The following is a 25226-nucleotide window of genomic DNA, read 5'->3' on the forward strand; positions in this document are numbered from 1 at the left end:
TGATACGGGAAAGCAAAAGCTAGGAAAGGATTTTATTCTTTCTTTGCTTATTTTACAAAACTCAAGAACTCTAGGACTTCTTGTTTGCTCCCAATGACCAAAGTGGTTCTTTCATGCAGCGATTTTGGTTCTAAATCCAAAATCCTTTCTCCCTTTACTGTTACAGCCATTCCGCCAGCCTGTTCGGCGATGTACGCCATAGGAGCGGCCTCGTATAGGAGTCTGAGCTTACCATTTGGGTATTTTGAGGATTTTGTATCATTAGGGTAGAGAAAGATCCCACCTTTCAAGAGGTTTCTATGGAAGTCTGCCACAAGCGAGCCAATGTAGCGTCCCGTTTTTGGTTTTTTTCCGCCTTCGATGGATTTAATATGTGCTATATAGTCTTGGACTTCCTTGCCCCAATAGCTAGCATTGCCTTCGTTAGCTGAGTAGATAGAGCCGCTGTCTGGCATTTTCATGTCAGGGTGGGAAAGTAAAAATTCCCCTAAACTTGGGTCCAAAGTAAAGCCAACGACAGATTTTCCAGTGCTCAAAACAAGCATTGTGGAGGAGCCATAAATGATATAACCAGCACATCGCTGTAAAGATCCTTTTTGCAATAGATCCTTTTCTGTGCCAGGAGCTTTGGAGCTTGGCTCAAGCCTTTGGTGGATCGAAAAGATGGTGCCTATGGAGACATTGGTATCAATGTTCGAAGAACCATCCAAAGGGTCAATGGCCATTGTATACTTGCCGATCGCATAACCACTCGGAATTGGTATGATTTCTTCATGTTCTTCGCTCGCAAGAGCACAGAGGTGACCACAAATCTTGAGAGACTGGTTGAAAGCATTGTCTGCGTATTGGTCCAATTTCATTTGTGTTTCGCCTTGGACATTTGTCTCATCGGTAGAACCTAAAATGTCATGCAAAAGACCTGCTTTGCGCACCTCGCGGGCGACAATTTTGGAAGCATAGACCAGGTGGTTGAGTAGAGCTGAAAATTCTCCCGAGGCCCCTGGGATTTTGAGTTGCTCTTCTATGATGAATTGAGATAGAGAGATCTGTTTCTTTTGTTTGGGGATGCTATTCACTGTTTTCTCTTAGGTTTTTTTCTTCATTTTGGAGGATGGGACAGGGAGGCAATCCTTTCTCCTTGGCTTTTTTAGCTGCATTTCCGACAATAGTGAGACAGGAATATGGAATCCCAAGCGCTCTACACCGCCGACCCTAGTCTGCTCTTAACTGAGTACCACATCCGTAGAATGTCCCAGGCCTTTTTTGGGCTGGGAGCTCAATCTGCTTATCTGTTCTTAGAAAAAGACTTGGTATTCCGTGTAGGACTCAATCTGAACGAAAGCGTAGTTCGTTCTTGGATTACCCAAGAGCCCGTCTGGAAAGAGGAAAGGGAGGAAGAGAGGCTCTACTCCTGGAAAGAAAGCCAAATTTCCGAAGGAAAAGGCCAATGTTTGTTCTTTCGGTTTCCGCACAAGGACCTATTTGTCTGGGCTGTCCTCTACCAGGAGAAAATGGAAGAATTTCCGAAGGTACGATGGAACTACCTGAGCCAGACGATTTTGACCTTTCTCTCAGTCACACTCTCCAAGAGAGATAAATCTCTATTGAGTTTCCGGAGTTTTGCGGAAGTATTTCGTAAAAAAGTACTTCGTTCTTTGGAAAGTAGGGAGTCGGGAGTTCTCGCACTCTTTTATCTACAAGACCTATCGCCCTTTTTTAAGCCCCTGGGGATTGTCAAAAGCCAAGAAATCCTGAGGGAGGTCTCTTCAACCCTCCAATCAGCTACCCACGAGGAGGAGTTATTTTTCCAGTTAAATGTCCGTTCCATCTACCTGTTCAGCCCCTCGGAGACAGTCGAAAGCATTGCAAACCGACTCGAGGGCCTCTATTTCCCTTCGAAACATATGATTCTGGACTATAAATTGAAATTGTACCCAGTCACAAGGCCGATTGCCGAGAATCCCAACGAGTTCTGTGATCTTTTTATGGAAAATGTCTAAATCAAAATTCGCCAGGATTGACAATTCCGTGCCCTCCAGATATCTGTTAAAATAAGACTATTTTTACGAGGACAATCACTGTCTATGACCCCACAAGTAGGGATTTATTTAAAAGAAGGTGAGTCTATCGAAGCAGCGCTTCGCAGATTCAAGAGAGATTGTGCCAATGCTGGCATCATGAGCGAAATCAAACGTAGAGAATACTTTGAGAAACCAAGTGTAGTGAAGAAGAAGGCTGTAGAAGCTGCAAAAAGAAAAAGAGACAAAAAGAAACGATTGTTCGCAAAAAAGGACAAACTGTAATCTAAACCGCTCCCTATTGTATGACTCTGCAAGAAACAATCAATTCTGATTTAAAACAGGCTCTAAAGGCGAAAGATGAGGTTCTTTTGGGAACCTTGCGCCTAATAAAGGCTGATTTGCAGTATGAAATGACTAAGACTGGAGCAACAGAACTTAACGATAGTTTTGTGATGCAAGTCCTAAAATCCAATTACAAAAAAAGAAAAGACACAGCTCTTGAATATGAAAAGGCAAATCGTGAAGATTTGGCAAATAAAGAAAGGGCTGAAGCGGACATCATCTCTCGTTACATACCCAAAGAAGTTTCCGACGACCAAATCCAAGATGCAGTAACAAAAGCAATTACGGAAATGGGTGCCTCTTCCCCGTCTGACATGGGTAAGGTGATGGGGAAAGTGATGGCAGTCTTCAAAGGGCAAAACATCGACGGCTCTAAGGTATCTCTCATCGTTAAACAATCACTCAGTTCAAACTAAAAGGCAGTGAATTCCTACCAGAATTTCAAAGACAGAGTTCGGAGGGAAGTCTCCATTGAATCTTATATAGGACGTTTTGTTCCCTTAAAAAGATCGGGTAGAAATTATATTGGTCTATGCCCATTCCATAACGAAAAGACACCTTCCTTCCACGTAAAATCAGATTCTGGTTACTACCATTGTTTTGGCTGCAAAGCAAGTGGAGATATCTTTCGATTTGTTATGGACTACCAAAAGGTAGATTTTCCAAAGTCTTTAGAAATTCTCTCTGAGTATACAGGCATTCCACTTGTCTTAAAATCCAAAGAGGAAGAAGAAGAGGACCGTAAAAAAGAAGCGCTTTACCAGTTCAATGAACGCGTTCGGGTCTACTTTCAGAAGAACTTCCAGACAAGCGCAGGGGAAGTTGCCATGAAGTATCTCTTAGAACGAGGTTTATACGAAGATGAGGTTCGTATCTTTGGAATCGGATACGCATTGCCAGGCTTTCAAAATCTAGCGAAAGATTTCATTCGCAGTGAAGCCGAAACAAAGATGGCAGAAGCCTTAGGACTTTTAAAACGGCAGGACCAGAATCGAGATCCGTATGATTTTTTCCGCAATCGGATCATGTTTCCAGTCATAGATGCAAGGGGAAGGACCATTGCCTTTTCGGGTAGGATCCTTGGAAATTCTGAGGAAGCCAAATACATCAATAGTCCAAATTCCAGTATCTATGATAAAAGTAGAAGTTTTTATAATTTAAATTTAGCACAAGATTCCATCCGCAAGACTAGAGAGGTGATTGTCGTAGAAGGCGTGTTTGACGCTGTCGGTCTCTTCCGAAAAGGGATCGAATCTGTGGTAGCCCCTTTAGGGACCAGTTTCACAGACTCTCATGCAAGAATCCTAAAAAACATGGCTGACCGTGTCATTTTGATGATGGATGCTGATGCTGCAGGTGCAAAGGGTGCTTTCCGAGCTGTCACTTTTCTAAACAAAGAGGGAATCGACGTACGGATTGCCCAAATCCCAGAAGGGAAAGATCCCTTTGATTATTCTCTCAAACACAACAAATCCGAAATTCGAGACGTGTTCGAAAGATCCCAATCAGCATCGCAATTTATGATCCAACAGATTCTCGCAGGCGCAACTGTTCAGTCACTTCCCGAAACCAAACAGGCCGGTATCCGAAAGCTCATGGATTTCGTCAAAACGATGGAGAAAGAGACGGATAAGCAGGTCTATTTGCAGGAAGGTGCCAAACAGTTAGGGATCTCATTTTCTGCGATTTTTCAAGATTTTCAAGGTAAGACGGGGGAAAGTTCTGCCCCCACAAATGTCGATACTAAAAGAACGAATGCAAAACTTCCCGAGAAGAAAGCGGAGCCCATCCAAGTCTGTGAGAGAAAGATGTTAGCGAAATTGGTTCAGAACCAGGAGCTATTTGAGTATTCAGAAAAGATCTTGGAAATGGATTTTTACGATGAGTCTGCTAGCTTTCTATGGGACTATTTGTATACGAAATATTTGCAAGGTGAGCCAATTTCGGTTGCTGAGATTTTGTCTAAAGAGGACATCCCTAAGGAATATTTGGGCGAACTTGCTGGTCATTTTGATATGGAACCAAATGAGGAAAGTAGCACCCAGAGAAAGTCATTCCAAGACTTGATTCTATTGCATAGAAAGCTACACCTTGAATTCCAAATGAACCAATTATTCGATAAAATGGGAAATCCACAACTCACTGTTGATCAGAAGAAAGAGGTCCTTTCCGAGATCACGTATTTGAAAAGTGAACGGGATAAAATCTGGGAGTATCTAAGAACTCTGCAGGTACAAGAAGTTTAAACGAGAAGGAAAGAGATCAAAAATGGAAAATTTAGCAAGTTTACCTGAGGTTCAAAAAATTATTTCGATCGGAAAGGCCAATCGAGAAGTGTCATATGACGAAATTAACGAGATCCTTCCAGATAAAATATTAAACTCAGAGAAAATAGACGATGTATTCACTCTCCTACACGAAATGGGGATCGAAATCGTAGAAGAATATTCCAAAAAATCCTTAGAAGAGTCTACAAGTCTTGCCAATACAAAAGAAGAGTCCAATAAAGAAAATAAACCTGCCAGAAAGAAAAGAGAATCAAACGTTTCTTCCAACTCGGAAGACCCGATTCGTCTTTATTTAAAAGAGATTGGAAAGGTTTCATTAATCTCTGGAGAAACTGAGGTATTTTTAGCTAAGCGTATTGAGAAGGGTGAAAAAATCATTGAGGAGACTATCCTTGGCTCTTCAATTTTGAGACAAAACTTTGCTAAATTAATCCCTAAGATCAAATCTAAAAAAATCAAAGTTTATGATCTGGTAAAAGTGGACAAAATGTACGCTTTAAACCAGGAGCAAGCTGATAAACTTGAAAAAGTTTTCTTTGATAATATGGAGCTTATCCAACAGGATGAGAAGGTTCTGAATGAATCTACGAATAGGATTCGAAAATACTCAGAGAATTCAAAAAAGTTTAAAGAACTTAAAGAGAAAATAGATACATCTTCTGGCAAAATAGATGAAGCCATCCGTAAAATCGGTGTATCTCAGAAAGAGATTCAAAAAATCTCTCAAAAGATTAAGTCGATGGTCTTTCGCGTTAAAGAAATCGAAAAACACTTTCTAAAGATAAAAGCGAAGTATGGACATGACGTTCGAGAAATCAAAGGCCTGAATAGGTTCATTGAAAAGAATGAGAACCTAGACGAAATCGAAAAGATGATGGGCTGTGACATTGAAGAGGTCCGGGAAGTCATCAAAGACATTCGCAATAATGAACGTAAACTCCGACGTATGGAGCAGGAAGCTGGTTCACCAGTCCATGAAATCAAAGATTGGGGCGAAAAGATAATCAAGGGAGAACGTGAAATTGCCCAAGCAAAACGCGAATTAGTTCGAGCAAACTTACGTTTGGTGGTCTCAATTGCGAAACGATACGCGAACCGAGGGATGCACTTTTTTGATTTGATCCAAGAAGGAAACATAGGCCTTATCCGAGCTGTGGACAAATTTGAATACAAAAAGGGTTATAAATTTTCTACCTATGCGACTTGGTGGATCCGCCAAGCGATTACCCGAGCCATTTCAGACCAAGCAAGAACCATCCGTGTTCCTGTTCACATGATTGAACAGGTAAACAAAGTGATCCGGGAAACACGTTTGTTTGTCCAGGAATTTGGTCGTGACCCTTCCAATGATGAGATTGCGGAAAGACTAGGTTGGCCTGTTCAAAAGGTTAAGGCAGTGAAGAACGTGGCAAGAGAGCCTATTTCTTTGGAGATCCCTGTGGGTTCCGAAGAGGATTCTGAATTAGGTGACTTCATCGAGGATAAGGATGTTATTTCTCCTTTGAATTCTGCGGCAAGCTCTATCCTCAGCGAACAAATCCGACAAGTCTTACAAACGCTCCCAGCTAGGGAGCAGAAAGTAATCCGGATGCGATTTGGATTGGATGATGGGTATGCTCAGACACTCGAAGAGGTGGGCTACCAATTTAAGGTAACGAGAGAACGGATACGTCAGATTGAAGCAAAGGCTCTCAGAAGGTTACGCCACCCAAGCCGATCCAAAAAGTTAAAAGACTACATCGACTAGATTATTCTTCTTGCCAAGTGGTATCTTGGCAAGAGTCTCTCGTTAGCTCTCTGTTTGTTGGATTTTGATGCTTAGGTTCACACGTTTTTTTTTCCCCTTCATTACCTTGGTTTTGGTCTCCTGTGGACCCAAAGCCGAACATGCATTTAGTTTTGAGAGCGCCTTGGGAACTGGGCAAATCTCCCCTGAACAAACCTGGAAGTTTAGTCCTGAATATGCTTTAGATGGAAAACCCCAGACAGGATTTTGTGCCGATATCCAAACTCCTGGCGCAGGGCTTGTTTTTTTCCTTGCAAATGTCTCTGAATTTTCTGGTGTCCAAATCACAAACGGACTTGCCATTTCGGCAAAAGATGCTAAGGCCATGGCGCAGGTGAAGAAACTTCGTTTGACCTCTTACACCAAAAAGTCGAGTGCCCCCAATGCCAAATGGATAGAGGAGAACACAATCACTTTGGATCTAAAACCCGTTCAATTCAAAGCTGAAAAGGTGGTACCCCAAATCCTATCTTTGGATACATCGTTTCGAGGAAATGTGATCCAATTGGAATTTTTAGAAAGTTATACTGGAAGTAAAGGTACTGATGTTTGTCTCAGTGAATTTTCGTTAGGCGATTTCAAAGACAAAGAGTTTTCTGCTTATGAAATCACAAACCAGCAAAGAGTTAAAGCCTCCCTACAAGGTTATGAAGAAGCATCGAAGCACTATTATGCATTCAAAAAGTTTTTGGTATGGAATGAAACCAATTCGATTAGCTTCCAAAGTTTTGATGCCTTTTTACCAGTGTATTTTAAATCGGATGGAACTTTCAGTTTTGGTCAGGTGCAGGCTATGGACCCACAAATCGGGAACGCTTTCCCATCTGAGCCCAAACAAGGCACATATACCATTCTTGCAACCAGTCCCTCTGGTATTGATCTGAATTTAAGTTATATTGATTCGGGAGGGATGCAGAGGAATGATACTTGGTTGTTCCGCCGTGCCCAAGTCGGCGATGAGGATTACGAATACTTTAAAACAAAGATGGGCATATCATTCTCTTCCATCTACAACGCAAAGACCCACTATCTTCTTTTTCTAAAAGAAAACAACTCTGGTGCTACCTTTTACAATTACGAGGTGCCTTACTGAGATTCCAATCGAAACCAGTATGGTACTAGCGAATCGTTTTTTCGAGAGAGCTAATAAGTCCATTGAGTTCTTTCAGGGAGGATAGTTTTTGCGCTTCCGTCCATTTCAGTTCCGTTTGTAGTACCTTTGCAACGGGCTCTGCCAATACCTTTGCCAAAGCCAAGTCCAAAAACAAGACACGCCAACGCCGAGCGAGTACATCAAGGACAGAGATTGCAAATTCATTCTTCACAAAATGAGAGACTTCTTCTGCGAAAAATCCTGTGCCTTTTTTGATCTCCTTAGGTTTTTTTCCTAAAATCAACTCTACTTCTCCACCGAAAGTATCCGCAAGTCGAACAGCTGTTGGTTCCGAAAAGCCATATAGAGAGATGAGTTTTCTTGGGAGATCCTTCGTATAGCCCAAAGTACCTGGGAAGGCAAAATTGTAGGTCATACATTCATTTTTGGTCTCTAGATTCCCTTCCTCGATGAGACGGTTGGTCAGGTCTTCTCCCATCTTTCTATACGTAGACCATTTCCCACCAGACATTGTAACTAATCCAGATGCAGAGACAAGAATCGCTTCTTCTCTAGAGATCGCTTTTGTATTTTTATTCCCGGCAAGGGAGATCAAAGGTCGCAGTCCACTAAACACGGATAAGATGTCTCTTTTATCGAGTTTTGTATCTAAGTAATCGTTTCCTGTCTTTAATAAAAAATCAACTTCAGACTGCAAGGGAAGAGGTTCCGAATCGATTCCATTTTTGGGAGTATCTGTTGTTCCCAAAATCACCTTTCCTTCCCAAGGGATGACAAACACAACTCGACCATCCTCAGTTTTCGGAATGATCATCGCTGTTTTACAGGGAATTTTTTCTTTCGAAAAAACAAGATGAATGCCTTGGCTGGGACTCAGTACGTCCTGTGCGCTGGGATCATCGAGTTTTCGAATCTGGTCAATCCAGACACCGGTCGTATTCGCAACAACTTTCGCATAGATGGATACTTTTTTCTTTGTGATTAAATCAAGTGCTTCCACCCCAACAATCTGACCCTCTTTCTTTATGAATTGAATCACTTCCATTCGAGTCACAATATCCGCACCTGCTTCTTTTGCTCCCCTAACGGTTGCTATGTTCAAACGTGAATCATTAAACTGAGCATCGTAGTATTTAATACCACCTTTCAAGCCCTTCGTTTTAAGCGCTGGAAAGTCGTTCAAGGCTTGGGATTTAGAAATCCGTTCATGTCCTGGGACTGTGCGAGAACCAGCTAGTAAATCATATAGAGTTAGCCCCAGAGAAAAATATGGTTTTTCATACCATTTGTAAGTAGGCATTACAAAGGCGAGAGGCTTCACCAAGTGGGGTGCATTTTTTAAAAGTCGTTTTCTTTCGGAGAGAGCTTCATAAATGAGTTTGAAATGTAGTTGGGCAAGATAACGGACACCTCCATGGATGAGTTTAGTTGAACGGGAGGAAGTTCCGCTCGAGATGTCCTGTTTTTCGAGGAGTGCAACTTTATAACCGCGTAATGCAGCGTCTAAGGCAGTGCCTGCTCCTGTAGCACCACCGCCCAGGATTAGGATGTCATATTTTGTTTGGTTTAATTTTTCTAAGGTTTGTAATCTTTCTTTTGAGATTGCCATTTCGGTCTGCGCTTTTCTTGCCTATAGAGATTCTTAGGTAAGTATTGTCAAATATCGCCTTTCTATCTATCTAAATTTGACGAAAGATCATGAAAACTGAAGCCCAGATTGAACAAGAAATTTTAAAAATCCAAAGAGGAACCGTAGAGGTGATCTCTATCCCCGAGTTGAAAGACAAACTCAAAAAGAAAGAAAGTCTCAGAATCAAAGCAGGATTTGATCCAACGGCACCTGATCTGCACTTAGGTCATTTTGTTTTGTTGCGAAAACTCAGGCATTTCCAAGATTTAGGCCACCAAATTCTCTTTTTGTTAGGTGATTTTACTGGAATGATCGGTGATCCATCTGGAAAATCAGAAACTAGAAAACGGCTGACAAAGGAAGAAGTCAGAGAAAATTCTTTAACATACCAAAACCAAGTTTTTCGAATTTTAGACAGAGAAAAAACACAAGTTGTCTACAATGCAGAGTGGTGTATGCCGCTTACCTCTGAGGATATCCTTACTTTAACAGCCAAGTATACTGTTTCACGTATGTTAGAAAGGGATGACTTTACAAAACGATACCGTGCAGGGAGTCCGATCTCCATGATCGAGTTTCTTTACCCGCTATTCCAAGGATATGATTCTGTTCATTTGAAGAGTGATGTAGAAATTGGAGGTACAGACCAAAAATTCAATTTACTCATTGGCCGCGACTTACAACGAGAATATGGCCAAGAACCACAATGTGTCGTAACATTACCTTTATTAGTTGGGCTAGACGGTAGCAAAAAAATGTCCAAGTCCTTGGGCAATTACATTGGAATCACAGAGGCACCTATCGATATTTACGGTAAGGTAATGTCAATTTCCGATGAACTGATGTGGAATTACTTCGAACTTTTAACAGATCTTTCCTTTGAAGAAATAGATAATCGAAAGAAGGGAATTTCCGAAAAAACACTTCATCCCAAAGAAGTGAAAAGTGAACTTGCACTTCTTATTTTGGACCAATTGCACGATCCTGCTCAAAATAGAGGAGCTGTTGAGGAATGGAATCGGATCCACAACGCAAAGAACAGAGCCTTACCAGAAGAGATCAAAACAATTCAGTTGGATGAAAGTTACTTTGTTGAAGGTCATCCTGGACTGCTCAGTATACTGAACCAGTTTCAATTTATAACTTCGGTATCCGAAGGAAGAAGGTTGGTGCAGGCAGGTGGACTGTACCTTAACGAAGAGAAACTTTCAGAGTGGCAAATTTCGCTAGAAAAGGGACAAGAATACCTCATCCGCCAAGGAAAAAAAGGGAAATTTTTAAGGATTCTCACTTAGCAGAGAGTTAAGATGGCTAGTCTTTTTTTCCGATATTGAGATTAAGGTAACGTATGCCTTTAGATCCGATTGAAGAAGAAAAAGAGATTCAAGACATCGTCCATGAACTCTCAAAAGATATAGAAAAGGATAGAAACTTCGCCAAGCAGGTGAAACGTCTTCTGTTCTTGGGTTTTCTTACCCTTAGCATTTCTTCCGTCGTAGTACTTTTGAGTTACCTTTTGTACCTCTCGTTTTCAGTGGATCAATTGCAAACGGAGGTTAAGGCAAAGGATAAGATGTTACAAGAGATGGAAGAGAGTCTTTCGTCTCTTATGTATCAGGAGCAACTTCGGGAAGAACAATACCTTACTTCAGAATCGGAAATTGATGAGTCCCTTCAGAAACAGGTAGAAAAGAATATAAACTATTTAAAAGAAGTTTCAAAAGAAACAAAGGGTAAAAATATCCTCAGAGGGAATGAAAAGTATAAAGAGATAGCCTTAACTTTTGATTTAGCTACCGGTGAAGAGCTCGCACTTCTTTACCAATATGTAAAAGAATATAATATAAAGATAACGATCTTTCTATCGAATGAAAGACCTTCAGATACAAGTGGTTCATTCTTTGTAAGGTCAAATTTAGACCTAATCAAAAGATTAGCAAAGACGGGAAACGTAGAGTTTGGCAATCACACGTGGAGCCATTTCAATTATTCCAGATCCGTTTCAGAAACAAGCCAGAGAAAACGCACCGTACTTGAGTACCTCTCTAAATCGGTATTAGATCTCACTCGTATGGCAGAAGAGCTTAAGAGAGTTGAGGATATATTTTATGCCCTTACTAAACAGGAATTAAAAAAATACTATCGTTTGCCCTATGGTGCCATCAACCAGTTGATTTTAGATGCCCATGCTAGCATAGGTTACACGCAGCATATAATGTGGTCTAGAAATAATAAAGGCTCTTTGGATTTGCCTGACTATATTCATAAACAATTTGTCTACCAAAATCAGAATGGCAAACGTGTTGTTGTTAAAAATCCATATTATAAAACTAGCCAGGAAACTCTAGACTATTTGGATTTATGGGAGAGTGTCGATCCCCATGGAATGAATGGCGCTATCATCTTAATGCACTTGGGAAGCCCTAGAAAATTTGATAAACTCATCTATATATTGCCCGAGTTTATCAAAAAGATGCAAAAGAAGGGATACCATTTTAATACGGTATCCGAAGTCTTGAATGACAAAGAAGACTAGTGGCTAGTTTCATTATCTTTTAAATTTACCACCTAGCCAGCCTACAAACTCGTAGGTTGTTAGATAAAAGACTGGAACCATAATCAAAGTGATAAAGGTAGCAAACGCTAAGCCCCAACCAAAGGCCAATGCCATAGGAACTAAAAATGGATCGCGTCCTCCAATTCCATAGGCTGTTGGGAGGAGTCCAAGTACTGTCGTGACAGTTGTCAGGATAACAGCACGTAAACGAATAGACCCAGTTTCTATAAGCAAGTCAAAAGTTTTATAATTAGGATTCTCTAATTTCAATTGGTTAGCACAATCAACAAGCACAATAGAGTCATTGACTACCACCCCTGCAAGTCCAATCACACCCAAAAAGGAAAGAAAGGATAAGGGTTGTCCGTGGAGTAAAAAAGCAAATATGACTCCAATAACACCAAAAGGAATGGCACTCATCACGACAAATGGTTGTAAAAGAGATTTAAACAATGAGGCTAGGATCATGTAAATGATAAGAAGTCCAACCAAGAAAGCACGCATGAGTGATTGCATGGACTCCTCTGTATCCTTATTCTCTCCAGAAAATCGCACCGTATAACCAGGGTACTTTTTAATTATACCTTCTCCCAATTCTTTTGCTTTTTGGTTAACGGCTCGGGAGGTGGTTTTGGTTTCATCAATATTGGATGTCACAGTGAGCAATCGTTTCCCATCTAAATGGTTTATGGACGCTCTTCCTGGTGACCTATCATAACTCGTAAGCCTTGAGACAGGGATTAAATTTCCCGTAAGGTTGTTCACGTACACTTTGTTCAAATGTGATAAGGAACTTCGGTATTCCTCTGGAAAGCGGACACGCACATCTACTTCCTCATCGGCTCGTTTGATTTTTGTAGCAATCGTTCCTTGTAAGGCTGTATTTATTGCTAAAGATACGGATTGTACGTTCACACCTGCAAGGGAGGCTAGGGATTGATCTACGGTGACTCGGATCTCATCTTTACCATCATTGAAATCATCACCAATGTCAACCACACCAGGGATCTGGTTGAGGACTTCTTTATATTCTGTACCTATCTTTTGTAAGGTAGAAAAGTCATCTCCTTTGATTTCGATTGCTACTGGCTTACCAACAGGAGGGCCCCCAGCTAACTTTTCAAATTCCAAATTGACAAGCTTTCCTTCTAAAGATTTAAATTCATCCGGCTTTGGCAATAATTGAATGGGTTCTTCTTCCTTTTTGCCTTTTTTTTCCGAGGCTAATTTCTCTTCCAAGAGGAGTAAGGATTTATCATTCAATAGATACTTTGTGTTATGGCGGACAAACTCTATGATCTTTTCTGTACTTCTTTCGCGGGATTCTTCAGGAGTAAGGTAGACCATAATTTGGGCATAGTTCTTACCTCTTTTTGTGAATGGATCATTGGGATCTTTTTGAATGATTCCGACTCTTGAGATATAGTTTTCTAGCTCTTCCTTGGGCAAACTCTTTAACGAATATTCGATGGCTTGTATAAAACGATCTGTCTGTTCTAAAGTAAGCCCCGTTTCAGCCGTTACGCGGACTTGGAAAGTTTCAATCGCACCTGGAAACAATTTGAACTTACCAAACATTCCTTGTAGGGTGAGGGAAAATATAAATATCACAAGTAGTCCCGCAATCATTTTCAATTTATGACTAAGTGCAAATCGTAACAAGGGAAGATAGGTTTTGTTTTTGAAGCGGACAAACCAATGAGACTCTTCTTTGACTTCGCCTTTTAGAGAGGTTGATTTACTCACATCGTATAAATGAGAAGGTAGCATAAAGAATGCTTCAAAAAGGGAGGAAGATAGAGAAAGGATCACAACCATAGGGATAGAGTGGATGAATTTCCCAAATATACCCGTCATAAATAACATGGGTCCAAACGCAGCAATGGTTGTTGTCACAGTAGCCATTACAGGTGCCAACACTTCAGAGGTGCCTCGCAGAGCTGCCTCAAACGGTTCTTCACCATTTTCAAGATGTCGGTAGACGTTTTCACAGATAATGATCGCATCATCCACGAGAATTCCCACAACAATGATCAATCCCATCATAGAGATTAAGTTCAAAGTGAGCCCAAAGTAACTCATCGCAATAAAAGTCATCGCAATGGAAATCGGGATACCCAAAGCAGTCATTAGAGCCATTCGCCAGCCCAAAAAAACAAATAAGGAAGCAGTTACAAGTATAAGTCCTGAAATCGCATTGGAGGTAAGCACTCCTAGTCTTCTACGAATGTATTTGGACAGGTCGTTTACAAAAGCGTGTTTGATTTTGCCTTGTGAAGCTGTGATAAACTCTTCCACAATTTTTTTAGCGGAATCAACTGTTACAATGGCATCTGCTTTTTCCCTTTTGATGACAGTTAAAGCGATTGCAATCTCACCGTTTGATTTATCAAGATAATCACTATCTTCAAAAGATTCAGTGACTCGTGCAATGTCTTTGATACGAACAGATCGTCCTGCATCGTTTGACCTCACAAATACATTCTCGATTTCATCTGCTGTATCAAATTCCCCTACGGTACGAACAATAATTTCTTTTGAACGCTCGGAAATATTTCCACCAGGAAAATTCACATTTCTCAGGCGTAGTGCATTGATTACTTGAGTAGAAGAGATGGAATATGCAGTGAGTTTATCTGGATACAAATCCACCTTCATTTCCCTTTCTCGCCATCCTCTTTTGGTTATGCGAGCAACTGTTGGTAGATCTTTTAGTTTTTCTTCTAGAATCTTTGCTTGGTCTCTGAGTTGGCTTGTATCAAGAACAGGTTTTCCATTGGATTGTGCGCTTGTTAGATGGATTTCGATGACTGGCTGACGTGCTGTTGTGATTTCTGTAACGATAGGATCTTCTGCTTCTTCGGGCAAGTCTTGGACCCTATCAATAGCAGATTTAATATCATCAACGACCTTTTGGGTATTTTTTGTATTTGGGTCAATTGTGATGACAATACCAGATCGATTTTCGAGTGAAGCTGACCGGTATTCTTTTATCCCATCAACTTCTTTGATTGCATCTTCTATTGGTTTAGTGACCAATTTTTCCACATCGGCGGGGGAAGCTCCTACATAGATAGTGGCAACACTGACAATATCAAAGTTGATATTGGGGAAGGCCTCTCTATTCATGGTAGCGGCCGTAAAGCCACCCACGAGCAATATTAAGAAGGTGAGTAAGTTTACGAATAAACTTTTCGAAAGGAAGTATTCTACGATGGATGAGCGCATGCTAATACCTGTATGTTAAAAATTAGTCGAGGATCTTGCCCTCATCGTCTATGTCTTCATTGAATCCAAATAGTTTCGTGCTTTTCAGTCGGTCAACATACAGAACACCGAAAAGATGATCACATTCATGTTGCATGACGATCGCTCGGTAGCCTTCTATTGTCTCCTCGTGAGGTTCAAAATTTTCATCTCGCCATTTCATGTGGATCTTGTATGGTCTCTCCACTAGCCCTCGCATTCCGGGAACGGAAAGGCAACCTTCCCAGAAACCTTCGCCTGGCTCTGAGAGCGGAGTAATTTCAGGATTGAGGATGACTTGTTCCGGAACGGCGGGGGAACCTTTGTATCGATTGTTATCTTCTTCAGAGCCAACGACCACGATTTTTTTTAGGATGCCGATTTGAGGTGCCGCAAGTCCGACACCTTCGGCAAAGCGCATGGTATCAAACATATCTCGAATCAATTTTTTGAATTCCTTTGTTCCCACTTCTGATTCGAGGACGTCTTGAGAAGTTTGCCTGAGCAAAGGGTTTCCGATGCGTAAAATTTTTCTGACAGCCATAGTCTACCAGGTTAGAATGAAAAAGGTATCTGTAAGATCAAGGAACAAAGTTTTCCTAAGGAAAAAGCATTTGACATTCAAAGTAAATTGAGGATTTTTCTAGGAAATCGGTAGATGGTGGAGACGAGGGGAATCGAACCCCCGACCTTTTGAATGCCATTCAAATGCTCTCCCAACTGAGCTACGTCCCCAGACAGCGTCCAGAGTCTGAAAGGGCGAGCCCCTGTCAATTGAAAGATACTATAGAGAGGATGCATTTCCCATGAGCCAAGATAGCATTGAGGAACTGAACAAAAAACTGAAAATACAGTCCGATATCATCAAAGGATATGAAAAGGTTCTGAGGCTCAACGAACAAGAGTTATCAAATGCGGATGAAATCATTCGCATGTATGAGCAAATCATCGATTACTCTCGTTCTGAATTGAAAGAGGCCAAAGAGACCGTCCAAGCAAGTTCCATGGTTTCCAATTTGAGTCGAGAGGAGTTGATGGCTGCCTTTGACAAAATCAAGTCATTGGAAGAAGCAAACCGAAAATTAAGGGAAGAGTCCTTAAAGTTCAATAAAGAATAAAATTTAGTGAGCCCTTCTTCTTTACCTCCTCTAGTCCAAAGATCTGAAGAAGGGGGTTTTTTTGTTACCTCATCTCCTGAGATTTTAGATCTCTATCATTTCATCCTAAGCCAAGCAAGACGCCTTATACAGGCGAAAGCTGCCTGTTTCTATCTGAAAAACGAAAGGGGCAATCTGAGCCGCATTGGCCAGATCAAAGATACCGAATCTATATCCAAGATTGCGAAACACGTATTTAGAACACGAAAGAGTGTTCTCTTAAAAAAAGGGACACACCTATCAGGGGATTCAAAGCCCTTGGAGGATTCTGTCGTTGCCAGCTACATTGGTGATGAGGTAGGGGAACATTCCTTAGGTGTCATCATTCTTGAAGGCATACACCATTTCGAAAATTTTGCCGAACAAGACTTGGAGCTCATCAACTTCTTTACATCCAACCTGTCGGCTTTGTTGAAGGATACCTACTATGCAGAAGGAGTGAACCAATTCCTAAGCTCTCTTGCAACTTCTATCCTATTGCTCGTTGATAATTCTAATATCCATAACAAAAATAGCCGTCTTGAATATTTACTCGAAGAGATCATCCGCGTAGCAGTTCTCATCAATACAAGTTTGGATTTGGATCGATTGTTAGAAATGGTGATGAACTCAGCAAAATCGGTATTTAGAACAGAAGCCAGTTCATTACTTTTGTTAGATGATAAAAAAGAATTTTTGGTATTTAATACTGTAACAGGAGATAAGAGGGAAGAGGTCGCAAAGATAAAAGTTCCTATGGGCCAAGGGATTGCTGGGAGTGTTGCAATTACCAAGCAGCCTATGATCATCAACGATGCTCAAAATGACCCAAGGGTCTTCCGAGATGTAGACAAAGCCTCCAATTTTATCACTAGAAATATCTTGGCCGCACCCTTAATTGTCGGAGAAGAAGTCATAGGTGTCATTGAAGCCATCAATACCATTGATCGAAATAATTTTAGCCAGAGTGATATTGATTTCTTTCTCTCCTTTTCTTCTGCCTGTGCAGTTGCCATTCAGAAAACTAGCCTAATCAATAACCTAAACATTGCAAACATTGAACTCAAACAGAAGTTGAGCACCTTAGAATCACTCTTTGAATTAGGCCAAGCAGTTCTGGAAGCGCATGATGAATTGGGGCTTATGACAAGGGCCTTGGCAATCCTCACAAAAGAATTGGGTGCAGAGGATGCAGGTATGGTCATTCTTCAAGAAGGCAAACGCACTCTTCTACAAGTCTATTCACGACAAAAGGACGTAGTCTTCGAATCCTTCTACGACCCCCAAGAAAGCTCACTGATATTGAAATCTCTAGAAACAAAAGACCCTAGGATAGGACATGTAGCCCACCAAGAAAAGGATTCTTTTTTGGGATTGGAGTCCTTTGTTTTAAGAGACTCATTTGTAGTTCTTCCCGTTTCACCCAGTGGCAGTAGCCTAAAGGCCGCTCTCTACGTCTGTGGGAAAAAAGAGCCGAATGGGTTTTTGGACTCTGACCTAAGAATGTTCAAAACCATTTCCAGTCCACTTGCCAAAGCTTATGAAAACTTGCGCTTGAACCAAGAGATCATTACAAAGAAGTCGATCGAAAAAGAAATTGAGATTACACGAAATATCCAAAATAATATCTTACCGAACCATTTGATCACATCGTTTAGCTTCGATTTGGGGGTAAAGTCAGTTCCTGCCAAAGAAGTCTCAGGAGATTTCTATGACTTCCACCAATACGGAACACATAACTTTTCTTTTTTGGTTGCCGATGTTTCCGGAAAAAGTTTGCCCGCGGCCATCTTTATGGCTATGTCATCTTCCATCATCCGAACTCTATCTCGTACCACAGAACTTTCTCCTTCTGAGCTATTAAAAAAAGCAAATCAGTTGATCTATGAGGATTCTCAATCTGGTATGTTTGTGACCCTCTTCTTTGCAAATTTTGATTCTCTCTCTCGTACCATTCGTTTTGCATCGGCAGGACACAATGACCAGATATGGATCCGCGCTGATGGCACCTATGAACTTCTAAAAGGTAAGGGTGCTCCTCTTGGTGTTGTTCCCATCGGAAGTTATATAGGTGGAGAGATCGAAATCCAAGCCAATGATATGTTAGTTTTTTATACGGATGGTGCGATCGAAGAGAAAAACAAACTTGAAGAAGAGTTTGGTTTGGATCGATTGATCCAAGAAATCATTAGAAGAAAAGATAAGCCGAGTCAGGTGATTGTTGAGGAGATCTACCGCATCATCCGGAACTTTTCGGATGAGTCCGAACAATATGATGACTTCACGGTTATGATTCTCAAGTTTCCAGATCTTTTACTGGAGGAATACAAAGAGACCTTCCAGGCGACTTCGGCGGAGATTCCTAGAGTACGAGATTTTGTAGCGGAGAAAATCCGAGACCGAGTGAAACGAGAGTTTGCCTTTGATGACATCCTAGTCTCTTTAGATGAGGCCGCCACCAATATTGTAATGCACGGATATGAAGGCCTCTCCGTAGAGAATCCTACCTTCGAATGTAAGATCCAGATCCAAGGGGAACTTGCTATCTTTACCTTGATCGATGAAGCCAAACCTTTCCAGAGATCGGTCGTGCCGAGTCCTTCCTTGGAAGCCAATCTGAAAGGGGAACGAAGGGGTGGCTTCGGAGTGTATTTGATGGAAAAATTAATGGACCATGTCTCTTACCACAATGACGGACTGAAAAATTATACACGTTTGGAGAAACGTATCCTATGAACGATACAAACATTTCTATGACGCACGAAACGGTTTCGAACCGCCTTGTCATCCGAATCCAGGGCAATTTAGATGTGCACAATTCACACAAAATTGAACCGGAGCTCATGACCTTAGTGAAATCCGCAACTTCAGCGATTGTCTATGATTTAGAAGAAGTGCCCTTTATTTCCTCGGCAGGGCTTAGGGTACTTGTCACCTCACTTCGCATGAGCCAAGAACATGGGCATGAAATTTCGATCTGTTCTTTGAAACCAGCTGTCGCTAAGGTCTTCGATATCATAGGCATGCAGCAACTTTTTAAGATCCATTCTGATTTGAAGTCAGCTCTTCAATAAAATTAACTTTTCGACACCATTCCTCCTGGAAAATTGGAAATAAGTCTATGGAAAAAACGCAATATTCGCTTGAGAATCCCTTTCAAACCAAAGCCGATCCAGGCGCTACTTCTGGCAGCGGCATTTATGATGATGCCTTAAAATTGGGCAAAGAATTAATCGAAAAACCATTCTTAGGTGGTGGTGAAGATAGGATTAGGGTCCAACACTCCAAGAACCGAATGACTGTTTGGGAGCGGATCAAAGTCCTCACCGACAAAGAACCTAATATCACCTACCAAAACTGGGGACCGAATTTAGATGGTGCCTCTATCATCACTGGAATATTGAATATTGATGGGCGCGATGTTGCAGTCTACGGACATGACTTCACTTTACGTGCAGGTTCGATGGATGCCACGAACGGTAGCAAATTAGCAAGGCTCATTATGATGGCAGGGGAGCATGGCATTCCTCTCATTGGAATGAATGATTCTGCGGGTGCCTATGTCCCCGCTGGGGTCGGTGGCTTAGATGGATATTCTGAAGCCTTTACTGCTCTTAGAAAGATCAGTGGAGTGGTTCCATCCATCATGTTAATGTTTGGATTCAATGCGGGTGGAGGAGCTTACCTACCTAGACAAGGCTCGTTCATGATCCAATGTGAAAATACCTTCTTTGGTTTGACAGGCCCAGGAGTTGTCAAATCTGTATTAGGTGAGGATATTTCTGCGGATGATCTCGGTGGGCCAAAGGTACATGGCCAATCAGGGGTAGTTGACCTAGTCACAAATGACGAATTAGGCTCCTTACGTACGGCCATTCGTTTGTTGTCCTATTTGCCAGATAATAACAAATCAAATGCACCCTTTTATCCTACCTCAGATGCTCTTGATCGTTTTATCTATGAGGAAGATATCCTTTTCCGAAAAACATTCAATAGCCCTACCGGGATGAATACTCCTTTTGACATCACTTTGTATCTTCAACAGATTTGTGATCACGGAGAGTTCTTTGAATTGCAACCGCAAAGGGCAAGAAACATTGTCACCGCATTTGGCCGCATCGGTGGACATGTTGTCGGATTCCTTGCAAACAATAGCGCCGTTTCCTCGGGACAGATTGACATTGGTGCTTCAAGAAAAGGAACACGTTTTGTGCGCTTTTGTAATTTGTACAATATCCCAATGGTATTCATCGAAGACACAACTGGCTTTTTGCCAGGTCGTGACCAGGAACACAATGGTATCGTTTTGGAAGGACGAAAGCTTTTGGATTCTATCATTGACCTTCGTACACCTCGTTTAACTTTAATCATCCGAAATGCCTTCGGTGGTGCGTATGCTACATTTAACTCTTATTTTACAGGAGCCTCTGCTGTGTTTGCTCTACCAACTGCAAGGATTGCCGTCATGGGCCCAGCAGGAAAGGAATACGTCTACAAGGATGAAATATCTGCAATCCAAAAGGAATACCTGGCGAATGTAAAATCAGGAATGTCAGAAAAAGAAGCGATAACACTTCGGGATACAAAACTTGCACAAGTCAGCCAAAAGTATGAAAAAGAACTCATGAATCCTAAAGAGGCACTCTCTTTAGGATCTGTTTCTTCTATCATTTTGCCTGGTTTCACAAGAAAGGTCCTAGCCAAAAATCTGAATTTCCTCATGTCAAAATACACACCTGCGCCTATGAGCGGTCCTCAAAGGGAGTTTGAGTAATCACATGCTTGATCAAAATTTTAATCGTATTAAGTTCCAAGATGCAAAGTCAGAATGGGTTCGTTCTTTTAGTGTCGAATCCATCAAATGCCTAATTGTCTGCCGAGGGCCTGTCCGAAAGGAAACCATGGATGTCTTTGACCAGATTGGTGTCAGAGAGTATGGGATTTTACTCTCAGAAAAAGATTCCATTGTTTACCCAAAGGCTTTGGCACCTGAATTGAGAAACTTCCGTTTCCCTGAAAATGTCCACCGAGTCCCAGATTATATGGGAGCAGGCAAAGAAGAGAAAGAGCAAAGAATCAAACAAATCATCGACATTGCCAAAGACAATGGATATACCCACTTATTTGCCGGATATGGATTTATGGCGGAAGATGCTGAGTTTATTGAGGCGATTGAAACTTCAGGACTGATCTTTATGGGGCCAAGCTCTCACGTTGCCAAAGGTGCTGGAGCAAAAGACGAAGCAAAAAAATTAGCAAGGTCTCTAAAAGTATCCGTAACTCCTGGTGTGGACAATATTACCGCACTCGCTCTCGTCAGAAAAACGGGATCAAGTAAAGATGGACTTTTGAAAGTGGCAAAGGAAAAGCAGATCAGCTTTACTTTCCAAGACAATTTAAGCTTAGAAGATAACGCTGAATTGCTTTTGCAGGCCTCCTACGAAAAAACAATCGATCTTACAAGCATTGAAGATCTGCAAAAGGAATCCAAAATCCAGTGTGAAGATATTTGGAAACAATTCCCAGGAAAGAGAATTAGATTTAAATACATCGGTGGTGGTGGCGGAAAGGGACAAAGGGTCATCAATGAGGCTTCTCAAATTGATTCTGCTGTCATGGAAATCCTCGCGGAATCAAAAGTGACTGCCGTAGGTTCTAACCGAAACTTTCTCATAGAATTGAATATAGAAAACACTCGCCACAATGAAATCCAGATGATTGGAAACGGTGAGTGGTCTCTATCGCTAGGTGGTAGAGATTGTTCTTTGCAAATGCATGAGCAAAAACTCCTAGAGATTTCACTCACACAAGAGTTATTGCAAAGAGAGATTGAAGACGTGAAAGTGTCTTCTCCTAAAAAAGCAGCCATCCTGGAAAAAGATCTCGCTACTCTCAAAGATATGGAACACCAAGCAGAGGTTTTTGGGAAAGCCATTCGTTTGAATAGTGTCTCTACTTTTGAGTGCATTGTGGAAGGAAATAGTTTCTTCTTTATGGAAGTCAATACTCGGATCCAAGTAGAGCACCGAGTGACAGAAATGGTATATCAGCTTAAGTTCGTAAACCCTTCTGATCCAAAAGACTTCTTTTATGTAGATTCACTTGTGGAAGCGATGGCTATTCTTTCCTTACATGCGCCAAGAGTTCCAAAACCAGAAAGGATAGTGAGAAATATCTCTGGCGCGGAAGTGAGAATCAATGCGACAAATAGAGCATTGCAACCACATGCGGGAGGCATCATCCAAAATTGGTCTCCACCATTGCCTGGAGAAATCCGAGATGACCAAGGCATATGCACAAGAAATCCAGACACAGGTTCCTTTGTTCACTATAATTTAGCTGGTGCATACGATTCGAACGTTGCTTTGATTGTGAGTTATGGAGAGACTAGAACCAAAAATTTAGAGGTTTTGGGAGATATTCTCCGTAGGACAGTCTTACGAGGCCAAAATCTAGAAACAAACCTGCTTGTTCATTATGGGCTTATCCAATGGATACTTGGCAAGGATGCGATGTTCAAACCTAGCACTGCCTTCATGATTTCTTATTTGGCAGGCATTGGATCCTTGCAATCCGTAACAAATGATGTTGATTTGGAATACCTTTGGAACCAAAAGACAAAGCAAGCGGATGCGGATTTGAAAAAGGTTCTCGCCAAAAAATTAACACTGGTCGTTCGACCTATTGAGAAACTTCTCTCCAATCCGCATGTGTTAGGTGGGTTTTTGGGTTATTTTGACGGAAAACTTTGGGATCGTAGTGGAAAACAAATCCAATTTTCCGAAAATCCAATTGTGTTTTTGGACAAACTGTACCATTATTTAAATTGGGAGGATGTTGCAAGTAAACCACCTTCCGAAAAAATTTGGGACCATGATGCAAACTTACTCGAAAAAGCAAAAGCTTTCTATTCGGAAGTTGCCAAACGCACGGGAGTTTCTAAATGGCAAGATTTGAACACATTATTGCTCTCGGAAAAGAATCCAAAAACCGCAGTATTCAGTGAAGAGGAATGGTCGAAGGCTTTGGCCGCGCATAAAGGCTTCCAAGCGGGTCTCGAAACCCTTCTCATCATTCCAAACATCGGAGTGAAAGCAAATTTCTTCGCTTTGGGAATGGACGAAAACTTAGAAGGTGTAGTGCCAGAAACATTCAAAAAAGCCGAAACAAGAGATGCTCTGATCAAAACGTTGAACCCACCACCAAAAATGAGCGGGGATGAAATAGTTGCGCCGATGGGTGGTATGTTTTATTCCAAAGAAGCACCGAATCTTCCTGCGATCATTGAAGAAGGTGCACACTTCCAAGTTGGGCAGCCACTATTTATCATAGAAGTGATGAAGATGTTCAACAAAATTTTGGCACCTGTGAGTGGAACGATCACCAAAAACTTGATGGTAGATTCTGATGGAAAGATTGTTACAAAGGGCCAGCCTATCTTTAAGATCAAACCTGATGAAGTGATCAAAGAAGAGTCTCCCGAAGAAATCCACCAAAGGATGGTGAAGGTTACCTCGGAACTCGCGAATCTCTAGTAGCCTGAGATCACCGAGTGGACATCAGTGAGGTTGAGGATTTGGTCAATCCCGCCTCGCTTGATGGCCTCTTTTGGCATTCCAAAAACAACACAACTCTCTTCTGATTGTGCATAGGTGTTGGCTCCCGCTTCATGCATTTCCAAAATTCCATTAGCGCCATCATCACCCATTCCAGTTAGAATAATCCCACGTGCGTTTTTTCCTGCTGATTTTGCAACAGATCGAAAGAGAACATCAACCGAAGGACGATGTCGGTTCACCAAGGGTCCTTCTTTGACTTCCACATAGTACTGAGCGCCAGACCTCTTAAGCTGCATGTGGTAGTTCCCGGGGGCAATGAGGGCAAGACCGCGTGAGACTCGATCACCATCTTTTGCTTCTCTTACTTCTATATCACAGATTTGGTTCAGCCGTCTAGCAAAGGCTTCTGTAAACTTTTCAGGCATATGTTGTACAATCACGATTCCGGGTGTTTTTTCTTTTGCTAGTTTTGTTAGAATGGTCTCCAGGGCGATCGTGCCGCCCGTAGAGGTGCCAATGGCCACTATTTTTTCTGTAGCTTGGATTTGTGAGATATCACCTGTTAATTTTTGTTTGGTGATTTGTGCTGGCGTTTCGCTAGGAGCTTTCCACCTCGTTAGGTTTGTCTGTGAAGCTGCTATGACAGCATCCATTAATTGGGTGTGCGCCTCTTGCAAAAAATCTTTCAGGCCAATTTTTGGTTTTGTGATGATCTCCATAGCTCCGTGTTGCAAGGCGAGAAGTGCCGTATCAGAGCCTTCTTCTGTCAGAGTAGAACAAATCACAATGGGAGTGGGGCGTTCGGCCATAATTTTTTTTAGAAACGTAATACCATCCATTCTAGGCATTTCAATATCTAAAACAATCACATCAGGCCAATTGGAGTTCATTTTATCTAATGCAAAAATAGGATCTTGGGCGCTACCTAAAAATTGGAATTGTTCATCTTTACTAAACGCATCGCCTAATACTTGTCTGACAACTGCGGAATCGTCTATGACAAAGACTTTGATTTTTTTCATTTAATTTCCTCTTTGTGTATCAAGCCATACCTCTCCATCCCAAACGGTAAAAATGATTTTACGATGGTGGTTTCCTCCCAGGCTTTCTGAAACTATTTTGACGGAATGTTCCTCTAAAATCTTCTTTGCAAAAATATAATTTTTATCTCCCACAGAATTCATATTCGTAACCGCATCTCTTTTGAAAATATCCTCTTCCTCTTTCAAAAACATATGCGAACCACCAAACACCTTTGCCTCATATTCAAAAAGTTGTGTATTGTGTTTTTTTACTTCTTTCTGAAACAGCAGGAATGCCTCGTCTCCATACTTTCCAGAAATTTCACGGGCTTCATTAGAATCTGTTCTATGGCTCAATACAAAATGGCACATACCTCCGATTTTTTTGATCGGATTCCATAAGACAATAGAGACACAAGAACCGAGTAATGTCCGGAGTCGAAGGTTGGGGCCACCAAAATAGAATTCCCCCGGATTAAGATAAATATCTTTTACGACTCGTGGTGTTTCGTCCAAGGGACCCAT

At 41.5% G+C, this 25226-nt stretch carries 19 protein-coding genes and 1 tRNA gene; 13 read left to right on the forward strand and 7 right to left on the reverse strand.

The genetic code is table 11. From position 1 onward, the window contains the following. Nucleotides 1-47: 47 nt before the first annotated feature. Nucleotides 48-1076 (reverse strand): class 1 fructose-bisphosphatase, encoded by a 1029-nt coding sequence (gene fbp, locus DI060_RS02390; protein WP_108973311.1) that lies wholly within the window; start codon nt 1074-1076, stop codon nt 48-50. A gap of 105 nt (nt 1077-1181) precedes the next feature. Here fbp and DI060_RS02395 point away from each other — a divergent pair, with 105 nt between their 5' ends. The 6 genes from DI060_RS02395 to DI060_RS02420 all read left to right on the forward strand — a co-directional run bounded on the left by DI060_RS02395 (nt 1182) and on the right by DI060_RS02420 (nt 7530). Beyond that, nucleotides 1182-2000 (forward strand): hypothetical protein, encoded by an 819-nt coding sequence (locus DI060_RS02395; RefSeq protein WP_108973313.1) that lies wholly within the window; start codon nt 1182-1184, stop codon nt 1998-2000. Nucleotides 2001-2084: 84 nt separating this feature from the next. Then, on the forward strand, nt 2085-2303 hold the full coding sequence (rpsU, locus tag DI060_RS02400; protein ID WP_002973784.1) for a 30S ribosomal protein S21: 219 nt from the start codon (nt 2085-2087) through the stop codon (nt 2301-2303). A gap of 20 nt (nt 2304-2323) precedes the next feature. Further along, entirely contained in the window at nt 2324-2779 is a 456-nt protein-coding gene (locus tag DI060_RS02405; protein WP_108973315.1) for a GatB/YqeY domain-containing protein, read from the forward strand. A gap of 6 nt (nt 2780-2785) precedes the next feature. Next, complete coding sequence (gene dnaG / locus DI060_RS02410; protein ID WP_108973317.1) at nt 2786-4609, forward strand: DNA primase; 1824 nt, start codon at nt 2786-2788, stop codon at nt 4607-4609. A 22-nt stretch (nt 4610-4631) separates the two neighbouring features. Next, nucleotides 4632-6398: an RNA polymerase sigma factor RpoD gene (gene rpoD / locus DI060_RS02415; protein WP_108973319.1), complete on the forward strand. Its 1767-nt coding sequence runs from the start codon at nt 4632-4634 to the stop codon at nt 6396-6398. Between the two features lie 67 nt (nt 6399-6465). Beyond that, a complete protein-coding gene (locus DI060_RS02420; RefSeq protein WP_108973321.1) occupies nt 6466-7530 on the forward strand; it encodes an NADase-type glycan-binding domain-containing protein in 1065 nt (354 codons plus the stop codon). Between the two features lie 25 nt (nt 7531-7555). Here the strand turns inward: DI060_RS02420 and DI060_RS02425 are convergent, their stop codons facing one another. Next, a complete protein-coding gene (locus DI060_RS02425; protein ID WP_108973324.1) occupies nt 7556-9160 on the reverse strand; it encodes a glycerol-3-phosphate dehydrogenase/oxidase in 1605 nt (534 codons plus the stop codon). An 89-nt stretch (nt 9161-9249) separates the two neighbouring features. On the opposite strand from DI060_RS02425, the gene tyrS reads away from it, so the two are divergent. Both tyrS and DI060_RS02435 read left to right on the forward strand, forming a co-directional pair. After that, the gene (tyrS, locus tag DI060_RS02430) at nt 9250-10476 is read left to right on the forward strand and encodes a tyrosine--tRNA ligase (protein ID WP_108973326.1); all 1227 of its coding nucleotides are present in this window, start codon (nt 9250-9252) and stop codon (nt 10474-10476) included. Between the two features lie 53 nt (nt 10477-10529). Continuing rightward, entirely contained in the window at nt 10530-11717 is a 1188-nt protein-coding gene (locus DI060_RS02435; protein ID WP_108973328.1) for a polysaccharide deacetylase family protein, read from the forward strand. Between the two features lie 12 nt (nt 11718-11729). Here DI060_RS02435 and DI060_RS02440 read toward each other — a convergent pair whose 3' ends face one another. The 3 genes from DI060_RS02440 to DI060_RS02450 all read right to left on the reverse strand — a co-directional run bounded on the left by DI060_RS02440 (nt 11730) and on the right by DI060_RS02450 (nt 15719). Beyond that, complete coding sequence (locus DI060_RS02440) at nt 11730-14966, reverse strand: efflux RND transporter permease subunit (RefSeq protein ID WP_108973330.1); 3237 nt, start codon at nt 14964-14966, stop codon at nt 11730-11732. A 22-nt stretch (nt 14967-14988) separates the two neighbouring features. Next, nucleotides 14989-15528 carry a peptide deformylase gene (gene def, locus DI060_RS02445; RefSeq protein WP_108973333.1) on the reverse strand — a complete coding sequence of 180 codons (540 nt, stop codon included), beginning with the start codon at nt 15526-15528 and terminating at the stop codon, nt 14989-14991. 115 nt (nt 15529-15643) lie between these two features. Then, nucleotides 15644-15719, reverse strand: a tRNA-Ala gene (locus DI060_RS02450). A gap of 71 nt (nt 15720-15790) precedes the next feature. Between DI060_RS02450 and DI060_RS02455 the strand changes: the two genes are divergently transcribed. Genes DI060_RS02455 through DI060_RS02475 form a run of 5 tightly spaced genes read left to right on the forward strand, consistent with a single transcriptional unit; the run spans nt 15791 to nt 23655 of the window. Continuing rightward, nucleotides 15791-16102 carry a hypothetical protein gene (locus tag DI060_RS02455; RefSeq protein ID WP_108973335.1) on the forward strand — a complete coding sequence of 104 codons (312 nt, stop codon included), beginning with the start codon at nt 15791-15793 and terminating at the stop codon, nt 16100-16102. 6 nt (nt 16103-16108) lie between these two features. After that, nucleotides 16109-18856: a SpoIIE family protein phosphatase gene (locus DI060_RS02460; protein ID WP_108973337.1), complete on the forward strand. Its 2748-nt coding sequence runs from the start codon at nt 16109-16111 to the stop codon at nt 18854-18856. Next, complete coding sequence (locus DI060_RS02465; RefSeq protein ID WP_108973340.1) at nt 18853-19194, forward strand: STAS domain-containing protein; 342 nt, start codon at nt 18853-18855, stop codon at nt 19192-19194. The genes DI060_RS02460 and DI060_RS02465 overlap by 4 nt, the downstream gene beginning before the upstream one ends. Nucleotides 19195-19241: 47 nt before the next feature. Next, the gene (locus DI060_RS02470) at nt 19242-20894 is read left to right on the forward strand and encodes an acyl-CoA carboxylase subunit beta (RefSeq protein WP_108973342.1); all 1653 of its coding nucleotides are present in this window, start codon (nt 19242-19244) and stop codon (nt 20892-20894) included. A gap of 4 nt (nt 20895-20898) precedes the next feature. Beyond that, nucleotides 20899-23655, forward strand: a complete 2757-nt coding sequence (locus tag DI060_RS02475) for an ATP-binding protein (RefSeq protein ID WP_108973344.1) — start codon at nt 20899-20901, stop codon at nt 23653-23655. Here the strand turns inward: DI060_RS02475 and DI060_RS02480 are convergent. Further along, entirely contained in the window at nt 23652-24701 is a 1050-nt protein-coding gene (locus DI060_RS02480) for a protein-glutamate methylesterase/protein-glutamine glutaminase (RefSeq protein WP_108973346.1), read from the reverse strand. The two genes, DI060_RS02475 and DI060_RS02480, sit on opposite strands and share 4 nt — an antisense overlap. Beyond that, complete coding sequence (locus tag DI060_RS02485) at nt 24702-25217, reverse strand: chemotaxis protein CheD (RefSeq protein ID WP_244594249.1); 516 nt, start codon at nt 25215-25217, stop codon at nt 24702-24704. Nucleotides 25218-25226: the final 9 nt, after the last annotated feature.

Source organism: Leptospira ryugenii, assembly GCF_003114855.1.
In the GTDB taxonomy this organism is placed as follows: Bacteria; Spirochaetota; Leptospiria; order Leptospirales; family Leptospiraceae; genus Leptospira_A; species Leptospira_A ryugenii.

What these genes read in the sequence shown, in the direction of transcription:
- DI060_RS02395 (WP_108973313.1), top strand. Translation starts at nt 1,182, where the DNA reads ATGGAATCCCAAGCGCTCTACACCGCCGACCCTAGTCTGCTCTTAACT.
- rpsU (WP_002973784.1), top strand. Translation starts at nt 2,085, where the DNA reads ATGACCCCACAAGTAGGGATTTATTTAAAAGAAGGTGAGTCTATCGAA.
- DI060_RS02405 (WP_108973315.1), top strand. Translation starts at nt 2,324, where the DNA reads ATGACTCTGCAAGAAACAATCAATTCTGATTTAAAACAGGCTCTAAAG.
- rpoD (WP_108973319.1), top strand. Translation starts at nt 4,632, where the DNA reads ATGGAAAATTTAGCAAGTTTACCTGAGGTTCAAAAAATTATTTCGATC.
- DI060_RS02420 (WP_108973321.1), top strand. Translation starts at nt 6,466, where the DNA reads ATGCTTAGGTTCACACGTTTTTTTTTCCCCTTCATTACCTTGGTTTTG.
- DI060_RS02425 (WP_108973324.1), bottom strand. Translation starts at nt 9,160, where the DNA reads ATGGCAATCTCAAAAGAAAGATTACAAACCTTAGAAAAATTAAACCAA.
- tyrS (WP_108973326.1), top strand. Translation starts at nt 9,250, where the DNA reads ATGAAAACTGAAGCCCAGATTGAACAAGAAATTTTAAAAATCCAAAGA.
- DI060_RS02435 (WP_108973328.1), top strand. Translation starts at nt 10,530, where the DNA reads ATGCCTTTAGATCCGATTGAAGAAGAAAAAGAGATTCAAGACATCGTC.
- DI060_RS02440 (WP_108973330.1), bottom strand. Translation starts at nt 14,966, where the DNA reads ATGCGCTCATCCATCGTAGAATACTTCCTTTCGAAAAGTTTATTCGTA.
- def (WP_108973333.1), bottom strand. Translation starts at nt 15,528, where the DNA reads ATGGCTGTCAGAAAAATTTTACGCATCGGAAACCCTTTGCTCAGGCAA.
- DI060_RS02455 (WP_108973335.1), top strand. Translation starts at nt 15,791, where the DNA reads ATGAGCCAAGATAGCATTGAGGAACTGAACAAAAAACTGAAAATACAG.
- DI060_RS02465 (WP_108973340.1), top strand. Translation starts at nt 18,853, where the DNA reads ATGAACGATACAAACATTTCTATGACGCACGAAACGGTTTCGAACCGC.
- DI060_RS02470 (WP_108973342.1), top strand. Translation starts at nt 19,242, where the DNA reads ATGGAAAAAACGCAATATTCGCTTGAGAATCCCTTTCAAACCAAAGCC.
- DI060_RS02475 (WP_108973344.1), top strand. Translation starts at nt 20,899, where the DNA reads ATGCTTGATCAAAATTTTAATCGTATTAAGTTCCAAGATGCAAAGTCA.
- DI060_RS02480 (WP_108973346.1), bottom strand. Translation starts at nt 24,701, where the DNA reads ATGAAAAAAATCAAAGTCTTTGTCATAGACGATTCCGCAGTTGTCAGA.